General features: G+C 47.7%; 4 protein-coding genes. All 4 read right to left on the minus strand.

All coding sequences use genetic code 11. The features are described 5' to 3' along the window. Window positions 1-21: 21 nt before the first annotated feature. From ACED28_RS00605 to ACED28_RS00620, 4 genes are read right to left on the minus strand one after another with little or no spacing between them, the layout of a single operon-like run. Window positions 22-5979, minus strand: coding sequence for a beta-ketoacyl synthase N-terminal-like domain-containing protein (locus tag ACED28_RS00605; protein ID WP_371709055.1), 5958 nt, complete (start codon window positions 5977-5979; stop codon window positions 22-24). Beyond that, the gene (locus ACED28_RS00610) at window positions 5976-8024 is read right to left on the minus strand and encodes a PfaB family protein (RefSeq protein WP_371709056.1); all 2049 of its coding nucleotides are present in this window, start codon (window positions 8022-8024) and stop codon (window positions 5976-5978) included. The genes ACED28_RS00605 and ACED28_RS00610 overlap by 4 nt, the downstream gene beginning before the upstream one ends. Then, window positions 8024-15859 carry a phosphopantetheine-binding protein gene (locus tag ACED28_RS00615; RefSeq protein ID WP_371709057.1) on the minus strand — a complete coding sequence of 2612 codons (7836 nt, stop codon included), beginning with the start codon at window positions 15857-15859 and terminating at the stop codon, window positions 8024-8026. The genes ACED28_RS00610 and ACED28_RS00615 overlap by 1 nt, the downstream gene beginning before the upstream one ends. Continuing rightward, window positions 15859-16050 (minus strand): hypothetical protein, encoded by a 192-nt coding sequence (locus ACED28_RS00620; RefSeq protein WP_017076779.1) that lies wholly within the window; start codon window positions 16048-16050, stop codon window positions 15859-15861. Before ACED28_RS00620 ends, ACED28_RS00615 begins: the two co-directional genes overlap by 1 nt. Window positions 16051-16460 lie beyond the last annotated feature (410 nt).

Below are 16460 nucleotides of genomic sequence, written 5' to 3' on the forward strand. Positions count from 1 at the left end.
TTTCCTAGTCCCGTGTCAGGCTTATGCTTCTTCGATACAAATTGCGATGTCTTTCACTTCGTAAATACGCAGACCATCTTTGCTCAGGTTTGCGTCGCCAACGATGATACGTTTACCGTCTTCGTCTTTAATCGCAGTGATATGTACATCCAGAGACATCTGTTTGTTTAGAGGGTTAATCTGACCACGGTATTTCCACTTCACTTCAGATTGGATTTGACCAAACTTCGGATTGCGGAAGCCAGCACCAAGATCTTTGTTTAGCGCGTAGGTTTGCATCAGCTCGATGATCGCTTCGACACCCAGAGAACCTGGCATTACCGGATCTTGATGGAAGTGGAACTGGAAGAACCAATCGCTTGGGTCAATCGTACGCTCAGCGTATAGGTAACCCAGACCGTCTTTACCACCATCGCTGGTGATCTGCACCGTATCGATAAAGTTCAAGCGACCGCCAGCCAGTTGGTAATGCTCTTGCACTTCACCAGTAGCTGAAACGGGTGCATTGAAGTAACGCGCCGTTTTGTCTAGTAGGTTGATGTTTACATCCGGCGTGCGGTTGTTATCAACGTGCCAAGGGTGAGTTACTTTACCGTTGTCCAAACCAAGCTGATCTTTCAGTGCTGCGCCCTTGAAGTAACCAAATACCGCTGTACCTTGGTAGAACGGCACGCCGTCGGTGCTCAGTTCAAAGCTGAAGCTCTGTACGATGTTGGTGCCCATCATTACTGTTGAAAGCAGACGAGAATCGTTGGTAATTGTTTTGCCACGCAAGTCGACGTTGCGCAGCATTTTGCCGCTGCCATCTAGGTTGCGGAAAAACAGTTCTTCACCTGGGAAGCCAAGTGTTGTGCCCATGTAGCCAGAGATAAAGCCGTTTGGCTGCAGTGAAATCTCCATCAACACCGAGTAAGGCATTAAGGTGTGGTGGCTGTTTTCATCAAAGTACCATGCATTTTCTGGCACTTCGTATTCAGCGATACACGATGAAGGCTTCTTGAAGTCGCCACGCTTACCGTCGATCTCAACAACACGAGTAGTTAGCTGTAGGTCGCCACACGGAGTACGTGGTGGAATCATTCCACGGTAGATAGAGAAATCAGGACCGAAACACTTCTCGATATCGCCAGTCGCGAATTCGAACATGTGGTAAGGCGTGAATGGAACCGTATCGGGTGTGCGGTTCGGGTAATCAGGCGTTGCCGGAGCTTCAACGTGTTGAAGAGGAACCACACCTTTGTTTGGTGCAGTTTCTAGGTCTTCAATTTGAGCCATCAATGGCGCATTCGCTGAAGCCTGTTGGTTCACTGCTGGTGTATGGCCCAAGCTTTTATGGTCCAAGCTTTCGATAACAGGGGTCGCGACAGCTGATTCTAAAGAAGGCAGATAACGAGTACATTCGTCGTCTTCTTTGATCATCACACCCAAGTTTTGGAAATCAACAATCACTTTGCCATTCAGCAAAATATCGATGTTAGCTTTCGCGTATGGGCGAGGGCTTAGACCAATCTCAGTCACTTCCATGCGGTAAGTCAGTTCTGCCGATTGTGGTAGAACTTGACCACGGCAACGTACTTGTTGAGGCGCATTTTCAAGCGGTTGGAAACGACCATTTTGAACAAGCGTGTGCATGCCAAGGTGCATCATGAAGAACTGAAGCAGTTGACCACAACCTTCTGCCATCAAAGAACCAGCCATTACCGAGTCATCTTTGAAGTGACAAGGGAAGTACCAATGCTCAGGCTCTAGCTGCTTATGACCTTCAATCAGACCAAGTCCCCATGTGCCACCTTGTGGTTCAACACGACTAACCTTTTCGATCATCATGAACTTCTCTGAGCTGAAGCATAAAGAAGGCTGGTGGCTATTGGATTGGTGAGTTGGACCAAAACATTCTGCAATGTTGGCAGTCAGTAGATGACGCAATTCTTGGTGGTTAAACTGAGTTTTAGGGCAGTGCAACATAGGATCGAAGCGTTGCTTAGTTGCAAGCTTACGAGCCTTGATTTCATCTTCAGTGTGAATCACACCCTTGCCATCTGCCAACTCTTCATCGGTGAAGAAGCCCGCACAGCCGTTATCCATTTTCAGGATCATCTTGTCGCCAACGAAACATTCGTACGAGAAGAAGAACAGCAGCGTGTCGCCATTGCGAGCAAAGTTGTTGATTGAGATGTCGTAACGCAGTGTATCGCCACCACGAGGCAAGTCGCCAAGGAAGGTCAGCGTGCAATCAAGCAGGCGATAAACACGCTCACCTTTGTTTTCGAAATCAATACCTAAGTAGCTGATTAGCATTAGGTCACACTGACCAGATTCAACTGCAACAGCCCAAGGGATCTGACCATCAACAAGATACGGCGCATCAACTGGGATGTCGTATTCTGTGGTCATTGTGCTTGGCTTGTACTCGTTAACGGTCGCGTTTAGCTTGGTTACACGAGATACCAGTAGGTAGTCCGTGGTTGGCAAGCGAACGCGACGCGAGTAGCTATCGATGATCGCGTAATCAGGGCCAAATACGTTCGCAATATCGCCTTCAGCGTATTCAACCAGATCATCGTAATCCCAGATACATGGCTTACGGATAGGTTTTACTGGTGCTGGCGTCGCAAGTACGTTGACTGGCGTTGACGAAACCTGAGCCGGTTGAGCTTGAACAGGCTGAGCTGGCGTTTGTTGACCAGTCGTTTGTTGACTATTTGTTTGTTGGCTGGTCGTTTGTTGAATCAGGGCATTGCTATCTAAACCAGATGTCACTGCGTTTAGCTGTGCTTTTAATAACGCATCAGCCATCTGCATGCCTTGGGCACGTGTGTGCAGGAATGCTTTGTGTACCTGTTGAGCCGCTTGCTGGTTTTGAGCAAAAGCTTGGTTTTGGCTTAGATTTTGCGGCTGCTGTGAAGCTGCGTCGATTTGAGACGCGCCATTTTTAGCGGATAGGACATGAGTCATATTGCTGTGGTTACCTGTTAGCTGACTGTGGCGAGTTGGCGCCAGAGTAGGGGATACTGATGTAGGAGTTTCGATGACTGGCTCTATCGCGTTTTGCGCTAATGCATTCTTCTCTAACTCTTTTTGTGCAAGGGCTGCTTGAATGCTTGCTGTCGTTGGAACCGACGCCACTCTTGCTGCTTGTTTACCAGAAGCTTTCTGTTGAATCGTTGCCAAGTTGGTCACTGGGGTTTGGGTAATATGTTGATAGATATCACGACCACCAAGAGTCACTTGCTTAACTAATTGACGTTTAGCATCGCTCGCCAGTTCATTGCTTAAACGAACGGAAAGTGATTGAGATTCAACACTCGATTGGCTTAGTAGCAGCTGTGAACATTGTCCTTCGCTGATGTTGGCAACAATCGCGCTCTTAGAACTGACATTCGGATTCAGAGGTGCAAGGTTCAGGTTGAGCAGACCGTGTAGCAGGCTTGCCATACCAGAAGCAGCAGAGCAATGACCCACACGTTGACTTGCTTGAGTAGTCTTTGTGTTCCCTAAACTTAGAGACGAAAACTGATGAGATGAAGATTCTGGTGCATGGTTAAGCTCAAGCAGAGATACATCGTTCGAGCTCATACCGACTTGAGTCAATAACTCATCAACAACGGCGTTGTTACGCTCGCTTGAGCCAAAGGCTAATGCGTTGATGCTGCCGTAAGCTGTCTCTTGGTTGCGCGCTACTCGACCTTCTTCCACAAGAACAATTGCACCTGCGCCTTCACCCACATTCCAACTGCCGTCTTGCGGTTGTCCGAATTTTGGAGCAAGTGACACTGGGCTCATGCTGTTCTTCAGAATCACATGTTCCGCACTGCCGCTTAGGTCGACGGCTGCAATTACAACGGCATCCATAGATTCTTGTGACATCAAGTTTTGTGCAACATCAATACAACGAGCAACCGACTGTTCAGCAGCTGAAATCGTAAAGGCAGGGCCATTAAAGTCCCACAATGAAGAGATACGCGAAGCCATGATATTGCCGATGAAACTGGTGTATTGGTTCAGCTTGGCTGCGTCCATCACACTGTCCATCGCGATGGTTTCTAGCGCTTGGTATTCGTCTTGAGTTAGTTCGATACCCATGTTGGCAAAGCTGTCAGCCAATTGGCTATGCAGGTTTACGCGTCCACGGAATTGGTGCATCTCAAGCTCTGTTTCCATCGCAACTAAAACCGCAACCTTTTGGCCTGCAACAAGCTTGGCATCTTTGATGGCTTCGTCTGCAACTTTCATCAGTAGCAACTGCTGAGAGATCAAACGGTCATCTTCATTTGGCGGCACTTTGAAGCGCAGGAAATCGAGATCGAATTGATCGATGTACGCGCCATTTGGAATACCGTGTAAACCAAACTGATTCAGTAGTTCTGGATGTTGGTCTAAGCCTTTCCAGCGCTTCTTAGGCAAGGCAATGAAAGCATCGTTGTTGGTCTCAATCGCAGTGCTTAGCGCGTTGATGCTCTGCAGAGAACCAAAGTGAGACGCTAGACCAGTAATGCTTAAATTAGATGGTTGTAGGCTTGGAGACGCTGACTCTTGAGTCGGGTTTACATGACTGGTGTCTGAATACGCTTCAAGCAGTAAGTGAGCGTTACAGCCACCGAAACCAAAGACAGAAACACCCGCACAGCGCTCTGAGTTGCCCGCTTTACTTGGCCAAGATTGAACCTGCGTTGGCAGAGTCTGTGAGCCAAATAAACCTTCTGGCGACGATAGTGGCTTATCCAAGTTAATACTTGGCGGAAGCACACCTTCTTTCATCGCAAAGATCATTTTCATGATCCCTGGCATACCCGCCGCAGTCAGCAAGTGACCGAGGTTGGACTTAGCAGAGCCAATCAATGGCGGGTTCGAACCATTCAATTTGTCAGCAAAGAAACGCTCCATTGAGGTTAACTCAACCTTGTCACCTAATGGTGTACCGGTTGCGTGACACTCAATCACTTCAATGCTGTCTGGTGATAAGTTCGAAGCCTCGTAAGCGCGTTCAAAGGCTTGGACTTGTCCTTTGCTGTTTGGGCTTAATACGAACTGGCCTCGGCCATCGTTCGACAAGCCAATACCGCTGACGACTGCGTAAATATTGTCGCCATCACGCTCTGCATCAGCTAAGCGTTTTAGGACTAAAACCCCCGCACCTTCGCCAGCAAACAGACCTTTACTGTTGCTATCAAACGGAACCGACACACCGTGATCAGGGTAAGCGTGGAAGATCGAAAAACCCATATTGATAAAGAATGGGTCAGCACCGGATACCGCGCCTGCCAACATCATGTCGGCTTTGCCTGTATTCAAGTAATCACACGCTAACTTCAATGAATACACAGAGCTTGCACATGCGGCATCTAGACTCAGTTGTACGTTACCTAAACCCAATGCATCAGCCACTAACTTAGAGGCGTTGTGTGCCGCTGCACCATTGATAGGGTTGAGGTCTTGCGCGGTTTCATTGGTTGGTAGCAATGAAAATTGGTCATTAGCTAATTTATCTTTAAATGCTTTCTCGACCACCGAGTGATAAATCGGTAGAAACAGGTCGTTTGAACGTGTGGTTGGGAACGAAAGGGCACCCATGATCACGCCTGTGCGCTCTAAAACATCGGCATTCAGATCAATGCCAGCGTCGACTAACGCCTTACGACTGGTATCCAAAGCCCATAGGAAACTTTGGTCAACACCGTTGAACGATTCTGCTGTTAAGCGGTAGCCATTGCTATCGAAATTGAAGTTTTCGATGTAACCGCCTTTGTCACAGTAAAAGCGGTCTGACTCACCTTGCACGCCCTGATAGTTTTCAGGTTTAGCTCCTAACTTTTCAGCGCTTAATGTGGTTCGAGAATCTTTTTTATCCAGCAAGTTTTGCCAAAAGTCTTTTGGCGTATCAGCTTCTGGGTATTGGTTTGCAATACCAACAATCGCGATCTTATTGCACTTTACTTGTTGTTTGTTCTGAGCCTGATACTGGTTCGATTGAGAACTCATACTAGCTCTCCTTGATGATTCACTGCGCTGCCTTGAGACACACCACTTAATTGCTTAGCGGTGGTGATCTGTTGTTTTAGCCCTTGAATAAGTGGCTCGACAGACAGTGGAATTTGATGAGTAATGAGCTGACCAATGCATTTGATGAGCGTGACAACATCGTCACCGCCTTTGGCATTGGAAGCGATTGTGCAGTACTGGTCTGCTACGTTGTCGCTACGATTGATCTTGTCGATCAATGTGCTGGTTTGACGATCGGCACCTACTTCTACAAACAGACGAGCACCTTGTTGACGCGCACTCTGGATCAACGCGGTGAAATCCAGCGTTGAACAGAAAGTGTCGGCAATCGAAAGGGCGATGCTGTCACTGTCGATATTGATTGGTGCGCCAGTCGGTAGACCTGCTGCGCTGATAAAGCGGATATGCTTTGGCAACTCGTCGAACAGTGGTTGCGTGTAAAACTCCTGCACTTGGCTATGCTGGCTCAACGCTGGCGTGGTGTGCATTGCAGTAACACGGTTAGCGGCAATACCTCGTTTCCCCAGCTTCTTGAGCAGAGCACGACAGGTACTTTCACAACCTGCCAGTACACAAGTGTCACCTTGGATGATAGCGAGATAAGCGCGCGGAAACTCTGGTAACAGAGCCTTAATCGCTTGCGCATCACTGCGAACCACAAAGCTATTCCATTGGATGCTTTCGTCGCTGTTCAGCTGCCAATCTTGACGCACTGCTGTGAGTTCGCCAGAAATAGCCGTCGTGAAGATAGGACTGGTTTGAGTCATCTCAATCAGCGCATGTGGGTTCTTCCAAACATTTAAGCTGGCCCACATGGAGGCTTCACCCTTGGAGTAACCCAAAGCGAAGTCTGGCTGCACTTTGAATTCATCACACAGCAGTTGTGTTAACAGATAACTACTGCCCACACCTGCAATTGCCAGCTCACTGAGCGACATTTCTTGCGAATCGTCAGCGTAGGTTTTTTCATCCTGCAGCATCTCTTTCAAGTTACCTTCGCGCTCTAAGCGAGCAAATAACTGTGGGAAATGGTGGTGAAATTCGCGCAACATGCCGGGATAAACCGTGCCAACACCAGGGTAAACAAATGCAACGCCACCTTTGCTTTGAGGCATCGGTGAGAAACAACTGCCTGCTGGCGTTTTGTATTGGCTATTATCAGCCATTACTTTTGGCAACGCATTTTCTACCGCTGTGATCTCTTGTAGTGCCGCATCGATTGAAGCCGCTTGAATCACGATGTTCGCACCACGGTCAGCATTGTGCTGAACGCTTTGGAAGTGGCTTAGGTTTGAATGCATCAAGCTGGCGATAGCAAGTTCGCTGTCCGCCGAATCGCTAACGCATTTAAGCTCTTCTCTCAACGAGATTAACTGAGAAACCAACTCGGCTTGTTCGTTGCCTGAAACCACAAACATCAAACGCTCGCTTGATAGCAAGGGTTTTGGTTCTTGCAAACCGGTCGCTTGAGTCAATATCAGGCTGGTGGATTTTTGGCTATCGTCACTGAAAGTTAACGCAGCAACACGTGCTTTGTTCGGCTCAGTGAACCAGTAATTGTTAGGTAATGAATGGCTCGGCAATGAACGGCTCGATATCGCATTAACTATATTCAACAATTCATCAAACTGCTGCGAAGCCGATAAGTCAGAGTGTTGCTGTTGATGACTTAAATCTGTCGCGGGGCGGCGCGCAATATCCAGAGCTAGCTGAATGCTATCTCCGGTAGCTATATCTGCAAAACCCGCTAGATAAGCGTGTGGATGAATCTTGTTTTGAGCAGCCGTCAACGCGCTCAACATCACCAATGATGGAGAATGAGAATCCAAACAAAGCTTAACAACATTACCTTGATTGACTGTCTCGATGGCGTGAGCAAGTGCTTGATTAAAATTGCCATCAACCACAACAGTAACCATCTCTGGGAACGAGGGAAATAAGTCGGCAGAAAGCTCAGCCGCGTTTGCTGGCTGAGCTAAAAGAGCGATGCGCAATGGCATCGCTTTATTAGTAGGAACAGTCACTATGACAATTGCTCCTTTTCTGGGTTCTTAGTAGTCTCTTTCTTCGACACTGCTGAGCTAGACTTCGGCAAAAATGCGTCGTTTAAGCTTTTGCTGATGGTGACTTTTGCACCTTTCATTACCGCGCTTAAACGACCATCTTGGTGGTAAAGCGAGATATCAGCTTGAAGCGAACGAGCCGTACTTTTTATCACGCTCAGATCTAGCCAACCTTGGTCACCATCGTGCATCGGTGCGTAACAAATAAACTCACCGATTGCAGACGGTAGGCTTGCCGCGCCGTATTTCAATCGAGCCCATACCAACATGGCTTGCAATAGATAATCTTCAGCAAATGGCTGGCTATCACCAAAACCTTGCTTCGGAATAAATGATCCGCAGTCGCTGTTTTCAATCTGAGGTAGTTGGCACTGAGCCAATAAACCTAAGTCGTCAAAGCATTCGACTGAGGTAATACCTTGCAATCTTGGTCCATGAAACAGAGTGCCGTCACTGTATAGAGCTTGTGCCGTTGTTACAGGAGCTGAAGTGTTGGCTTCAAAGCGCTTTGTCGACGCTTGTTGAACATCTTCAGAAACTTGCACAGAGGCAACTTGCAACTGAGCTTGATACTGTGGTCGTCCTTGGCAACTGATCACTGCTTTTAGCTGACCTTTTGATTTAGCATCAGAGGAAAGAACCAGTCTTAGCTCTTGCACTTCATCAGTATCAAAAATCACACCTTTCAGCAGTTTGTAGTTGTGAACGCTAACGTTCACCCCTAACAGTTGCTCAGCGATTTCACGCATCCATTGGATGGCACACACTGTCGGTAACACTGGGTTACCGGCAATGCAGTGATCTTGAATGAAAGGCAATGCCTTAGGATCAAGATGACGTGTCACAGTAATGCTTGTATTCAGCGGACTCTCTGCAAGATGCACAGACTCCGCATTAAGCTTTTTTACAGCAGCTTCCTTGTTGTCAGAACCTTGCATGCTCGTGCCAACCAGCAGTTGAATGCCAGTTTCGTTCAGTAGTTGAGAGCTAAATAGCTCTGCACCCGCTTGAAGAGGAATTACGTACACACCGCGCTCTGTAAACATACGCTTCAGCGCTGCGTTTACCATGCCGCCGTCCCACGGTCCCCAGTTGAAGCTCATCACTTTCGCTTGAGGGTTACGCGCAGACAGTTGCAGAGCCGCTTTGTTTAGGATCTCGTTAGACATCGAGTAGTCGCTTTGGCCTGTGTTTCCGTAGAAACCCGCTGCCGAAGAGAACATCGCAATCAGTTTTAGCTTGCTGCTATCAAGACCACCAAGAACGGCTTCTAATCCGCCTACTTTCGTGCCGTAAACCATGTTTAGTTCATCAAGCGTTTTGTCTTGAATGTGTTTGTCAGCCAGTACACCTGCGCCGTGGATAAGACCTGTAATGTCGTCGAAATTTGCCAGTGTTTTCGCTACTGACTCATGGTTCGAAACATCTAAGCTTAGGTATTCAGCGCTCGCGCCAATCTCGTTGAAAGCGGTAAGTGCTGCGTTGATTTCAAGGCTGCTCAATACCGGTTTTAGCAAGGCATCAACTTTTTTCGGCGTTGGCTTATCGCCCGTAGCTTGTAGGTGCGCAATTGCAGCAGGTTTTAGCTCTTTCTCTTGCTTGCCTTGTGCCCACTGAGGTAGCTCGGCTGAAGTAATATGCTTACTACGACCTGCAAGAATGAAGTGAGATTTGCATTGCTTAGCAAGCGTCAGTGCACATTCAAACGTTACGCCTTTAGCACCACCCGTCACAAGTACTTTGTCGCTCTTGGTGAGTTGAGCGCCTGTGTTTTTAGTTTGTGCAGCACCTGGTGTTGCCGCAATCAGTGTTGCACGACCAGATTCACCGTTTTCCGCATGGCTAAGGCCGATTTCAACCGTGTTGGTATCGACATCGAACAGTTCGCCTGTGATAGCTTCAGCTAGGTGACGAGCATCAATAGAAGCGTCAGCATCCAATGCACGGCAGAATACGTTTGACCATTCATGGCTCAGTGTCTTCGTTAGACCAGACAACGCGGCTTGGTTAAGTTCTGCATTCGCTAATTGCTTAGTATCTAGGTAACCAAAGCCACCATCGATACGGCTTAGTGTGAAGAACACGCTGCGACCAGAAACGGTATTCAGCTGACCATTTAGGTGCTTGGCGAACAAGAACGCAGTGGTTAGCGAAGCTCTTGAATCTGCATTCAAGTTAACCGCTTGCTCGTTGCTTTGCTTTGCATCAACGATAGCTTGTAGGTGAATGAAGCCTGCAATCACTTTGTTCGATGTTTTAAGGTCTGCTTCGATGTCGTTAATAACCGCAGTGACACCAGCATCATCGACGCTGTTGAGTGTGTAGCTTGCGATTTCACTGTTTAAAGGTGACGCGGCAGAAAGAGCACTACGCACTACAGCCACTTGAATGCCGTTAGCGGTCAACTTTTCTGCTAGAACACCGGCGTTGTGACCATCATCTGTGATCACGACACAAGCGTCTTTTGAGAAACAATCGACGAGTTTATCTGCCGCTGGTAGCTTTTTTAGCGCTACCTCATTGTGTGGAGGAAGTTCCGCTGTCGCTGTTTCTGCGATAGGCGTTACTGATTCAGCTTTTGGAGTTGCTGCGGGTGCAGCAGCGGATAGCTTGCTTTGCATGTAGGTAACGATTTCACCAAGCGTACGACACTCAGCTAGGTCTTCAGGGTTTAGCTCTGGCAGCGTTGGTAGCTGGTCTTGAACCGTACCTAGAATTTCGACGCGTTTAATCGAATCGATACCAAGGTCTGCTTCCATGTCCATCGCTAGGTCGAGCATTTCTGCTGGGTAGCCAGTTTTATCGGCAACCACTTCCATCATTGTTGATTGAACATGAGCAGGATTTAGGTCATTGCTCGTGCTTTCTGTAGCAGGAGCTACTGTCGCTGCTTCCGAACTAGGAGCTAACTTGCTGTTCATGTAGTCAACGATTTCGCCAAGAGTACGACACTCAGCTAGATCTTCAGGGTTCAGCTCTGGCAATGTTGGTAGCTGGTCTTGAACCGTACCTAGAATTTCGACGCGTTTAATCGAATCGATACCAAGGTCTGCTTCCATGTCCATCGCTAGGTCGAGCATTTCTGCTGGGTAGCCAGTTTTATCCGCTACTACGCTCAACATTGTGCTTTGAACTTGTTCTGCGTTTAAACCGTTTGATACTGCTTGCGCTGGTGCGGATACTTGAGCCGCTACTGGAGCAGAAGCTGGAAGTTTGCTGTTCATGCTTTTAGTATTCATGTAAGCAACTATCTCGCCTAGAGTGCGACACTCTGCGAGGTCTTCAGGGTTTAGCTCTGGAAGAGTCGGTAGTTCGTCTTGTACCGTACCTAGGATTTCAACTCGCTTGATTGAGTCGATACCAAGGTCAGCTTCCATATCCATTGCTAGGTCTAGCATTTCAGTCGGGTAGCCCGTTTTCTCAGCGACTACTTCTAACATGGTTTTCTGAACGACAGCCGCATCTAGTCCATTGCTAGCTGTTGCTGGAGCAACTACTTCAGTTTGTGCTGCAACTGGTGCAGACGCTGGAAGCTTGCTGTTCATGTAGTTAACGATTTCGCCAAGAGTACGACACTCAGCTAAGTCTTCAGGGTTTAGCTCCGGAAGAGTAGGCAGTTCATCTTGAACCGTACCAAGGATCTCAACACGCTTGATTGAATCGATACCAAGGTCTGCTTCCATATCCATTTCTAGATCAAGCATTTCCGTTGGGTAACCCGTTTTCTCAGCCACCACTTCTAGCATGGTTTGTTGAACGACTTTCGCATCAAGACCGTTAGCGGCTTGAACAGGAGCAGTTGCGCTTGGCTGTGCTGCCACAGGCGCTGATGCTGGCATCTTGCTGTTCATGTAGGTAACGATTTCACCAAGAGTACGACACTCAGCCAAATCTTCAGGGTTCAGCTCTGGTAGGTTCGGCATTTCGTCTTGAACGGTACCAAGAATTTCTACGCGCTTGATTGAGTCGATACCAAGGTCTGCTTCCATGTCCATTTCTAGATCAAGCATTTCCGTTGGGTAGCCCGTTTTCTCGGCAACTACTTCTAGCATCACTTTTTCAGCGTCGGCTGTTTGTACTGCTACTGGTGCCACCACAGGAGCTGGTTGCGCTTTAACTGGCACAGGTTGAGCTGCAACCGGTGCTGCTGCTTGAGCGGCTACTTGTGGTGCAGGAACGGCTTTCTGTACTGGAGCTTGTTGAGCTACTACTGTTGGAGCTTGCGCAGCTTGTACAGGAGCCGACTGTACTTGAGCTACAGGTTGTTGAACGACAGCTGCTGGAGTAGCTGGAGCTTGAATCGCTGGCTGAGCATTTACAGAAGCAACGAAGGTTGGTTGTGCCGTTTGTACTGAACCTTGCGTCAGCATATTAAGTGCTGAGTTGTTGCTGTGCGCTTGCATTTCTAGGTAATGAGCGTGAGCTTTTAGCGTTTCAGCTTGGTGCTGGTGGAACATCTCCATAGAACGCTGTAGGTTCTCAGGAATTGCTACGCCTGCTGTTGCCATTTTCGCTTGCTCAGACATTAGGGTGTTGAACGTGTCACCGTATTGCTGAGGAATCGCCAAGAATTGCTGATGTACTTCTGCTGCTTGTTGTTGAGCATTGAAGAACGACTGCAATGAAGACTCATCTACCGTTACTTGAGCTGTTGGCTGACTAGTCGCTGGGGCAGTTTGAACCACTTGTGATTGCGGAGTTGCTGTTGCCACTTGTGCACTTGGTGCTGGAGCAGCTGACTGTTGTACATTTGAAGCTTGAGGAGCAGCCACAGGTACTTCAACGATTTCTGTTTTAATCACTTCTTTTTCCACGATTTTCTCGACTTCAACTTTCACTTCAACAATCTCAGTCTTTTCGGTGACGTTGCCTGAAGCCAATGATTGATCCATTTTCTTACGAGTAGCAGGGCTGATGTAGTTGGTTGCATTCAGCTTGATGTTCATTGGTGATGCCTTCGCAGGTTCAGCAATGTCAGCTTGGTAAGGGTCAATGTTGTCTAATGAAACACCTGCCACGCACAATTGAACCGCAGCTAAGCGAAGCTGTTGGTCACTGTCGCCTTTAGGGCTTGGGTTGATGCTGATTGCGTAAAGCTCTTCGTTCTTATCAGCCAATGTTTTCTCAACCAGTTTTTGAAGAATGTTCTTAGGACCGAACTCAACGAATACGCGCGCACCTGCTTCATACATCGCTTCAATTTGCTCGCTGAAACGAACCGATTGCAGCATGTGCTGTTTGAATGCTTTCTTAATCGCTTTAGCGTCTTTACTGTGCAGTTTGCCCGTTGCGTTCGAGTAAAGCGGCAGCGTTGGAGCGCTGAATGAAGCTTTATCAATTGCAGCAGCAAATGGTTTTTGAGCGTGAGCAACAAGCGGTGTGTGGAAAGCACCAGACACTGGCAGAGCAATCGCTTTGAAACCTTGTTCTGTTAGCGCTTGTGCTGCTTGTTGAACCGTCGCAGTTGGACCTGCAATAACCAGTTGAGTCGGAGCGTTGTAGTTGGCAATGCTCACGCCTTCGAATTGGCTGATGCAGCTTTCAACGGTTGGAAGTTTGTCTGCGTCTAGGATGACCGCAAACATCGTACCGCTGTCACCTTGTTCTGGTGTTGCAGCCATCGCATCGCCACGAGCGAAAGCTAGCTGGTAGTAATCGTCTTGCGAGATAACACCCGATGCACATAGTGCGCTTAGCTCACCAAAGCTGTGGCCTGCGACCATGTCAGCTTTGAAGCCAGCTTGAGTCATGATGTCGAACTGACCCATAGACACAGTACCAATCGCACTTTGAGCATTGGCCGTGTTGGTTAACACCGCTTCTTGAGCTTTGGTTGCTTCTGGTGTGAAAGTTGGAATTGGGAACAGAATTTGCGACAGAGCCGTTTTCTTGTGCTGACCAAATACTTGATCCGCTTGAGCAAGCTGTTGACGCATCTCAGGGTAGTGACATGCAAGCTCGCGACCCATGTTTAGGTATTGCGAACCTTGACCTGCAAACAGAGCTGCTACTTTACCCGCACCATTTTCTGCAATCAGTGCCGACTCACGGTAGCTAGTACCGTTTGGCATTTGCCAATGTGTTTTTGTTTGGCTCTCAAGCATAGAAAGCGCTTGAGTCAGTTGCGCTAAAAGATCTGCTTGGTCAGTCACGACTAAACCAAGACGAGCATGCTTAGCGTCAACTTCGCGTAGACCATGTTGCTCAGCAAGCGTTTCCAGTTTGAACGCAGCGTCTGCAGCTTGAGTTGAAACCTGTTTTAGTTCATTGATCAGTGCTTGGCGAGATTCTGCGCTGAATAACAGAGTTTGCGGTACTTGGCGCTGACGGTATTTGTCACCGCGAGTGTGCTCTGGTGTGTACTCTTCCAATACCACGTGGAAGTTAGTGCCACCAAAACCGAATGAGCTGATACCAGCACGGCGCGGTGTGCCGTCGACACGTTTCATCCAAGGACGCGTTTGTGTGTTTAGGTAGAACGGCGAGTTCTCGATATCCAGTTTAGGATTCGGAGCCGATACGTTGATCGTTGGCGGCAGTACTTTGTGGTGCAGTGCTAATGCAGCTTTGATTAAACCGGCAGTACCCGCAGTTGATTTGGTGTGACCAATTTGAGATTTCACAGAGCCTAACGCAATGTGTTGCTTCTCTTCATTGTTCTCACTGAATACCGAGTTTAAGCCACCAAATTCAGCCACATCACCCGCTGCAGTACCTGTACCGTGCGCTTCTAAAAGGCCAAGCGTGTGCGGTGCGAAACCAGCATCATCGTAAGCGCGTTTTAGTGCTTTTGCTTGTCCTTCAGGGCGAGGTGCGTAAATACTCTTGAACTTACCATCCGAAGAAGAACCGACACCTTTAATCACTGAGTAGATTCTGTCGCCATCGCGCTCAGCATCTTCAAGACGTTTTAGAGCAACCATGCCGATGCCTTCACCAATCATCATCCCTTTTGAATCGATATCGAAAGGTTGAATGGTTTCATTAGTAGTGAATGCTGGAGTTTTAGAGAAGCTCATGTACATGGTTGGTGAGTTATCAGTACACACACCACCTGTGATCATCATTTCACTGCGGCCTTCAACCAGCTCACTTAGAGCCATACGCATTGCGGCTAGAGAGCCTGCACACGCAGCGTCTACTACACAGTTGATGCCACCAAGGTCAAAGCGGTTAGCAATACGACCTGAAATTACGTTACCTAATGAACCAGGGAATGAGTTCTCTTCCCAGTGGATGTATTGGTCTTGGAACTTTTTGATCAGCATTTCGCTGTCTTCGTCGTTGATGCCACTGCTCTTGAAGACTTTTTTCAAAACAGGGTATTGCAGGCGAGCATTCAGGCTTTGAGCGATCTTCTGACCACCACCCACACCGAGCGTGATACCGATCTTATCGCGATCGTAGCCTTCAGGCAGCTTGGCATCTTCAAGTACTTCTTTTGCCACGATCAGAGAAAGCAGCTGCGACGTATCAGTCAGTTCTAGGATATTTGGCGGAAGACCGAACTCCATAGGGTTGAAGTCCACTTCTGGGATGAAACCACCGCGCTTACAGTAAGACTTGTCTGGCGTAGTACGATCTGAGTCGTAGTAATCTTCTGGACGCCAGTGCGTATCGGGCACTTCAGTAATCGCATCGATCTTTTCGCTGATAAGGTCCCAAAATTTATTCAGGTAGCGAGAGTTTGCAAACATGCTCGCCATACCAACGATAGCGACAGGCATATCTTTAAGGCGTTTATTCAGTCGAGTATCGTCGACTGATTCCGGTGTATTTGTCTCGGGTTGGCTCATTATGAGTCTCCACTAGAAATCACAGAAAGTGATGTCGTGTTTTGAGGCTGCGCTTTTAAAATTAAAGAAAGAAAATCTGAAACAGATTTAGGGAAGCGCAGCTGAAAATTCAGGTTGCTGAGTGGCGGCAACCAGATAGAAATTAGGCTTTCGAAGTGCGTTGACTTACGAGAGTAGGGGAGGTGTTTCATGCGCGACGGTGGCATTCAAATTTTGAGGCGATGTCCATTAAAATCCTGTTCAAAGTCTGACTAAATGAAAAGTCGGTATCCGCAAAGAAAACGTGTGAATTTGTTTAATGGTTGAGCAGGCTACCCGAGGTGACTTATTGATACAATGCTCCCAGAGGCCACTATGATCTGTTCAGACCAGATGAATTTGGTATGGTTTTGATTTTTGCATTTTCAATTTCATTAACTTGTTGATAATTAATGGTTATGAGTTGTTATTTAGTGTTTTTACTCTATATTTTGATTTGGTGAGATCTATGTCATGTTTTTGTAAGTAACATTTAATGGATGCCTCTTGTGCAAGGCTAAGTGTGATCTGTGTTTTAATTTGTTATTATTTAAAAAATTGGTTTTAAGCCCGTATATGAAGG

This window comes from Vibrio sp. 1F253 (assembly GCF_041439295.1).
Lineage (GTDB): Bacteria > Pseudomonadota > Gammaproteobacteria > Enterobacterales > Vibrionaceae > Vibrio > Vibrio tasmaniensis_A.

Coding starts and splice junctions, on each gene's coding strand:
- ACED28_RS00605 (WP_371709055.1), bottom strand. CDS start 5,979: ATGAGTTCTCAATCGAACCAGTATCAGGCTCAGAACAAACAACAAGTA.
- ACED28_RS00615 (WP_371709057.1), bottom strand. CDS start 15,859: ATGAGCCAACCCGAGACAAATACACCGGAATCAGTCGACGATACTCGA.
- ACED28_RS00620 (WP_017076779.1), bottom strand. CDS start 16,050: ATGAAACACCTCCCCTACTCTCGTAAGTCAACGCACTTCGAAAGCCTA.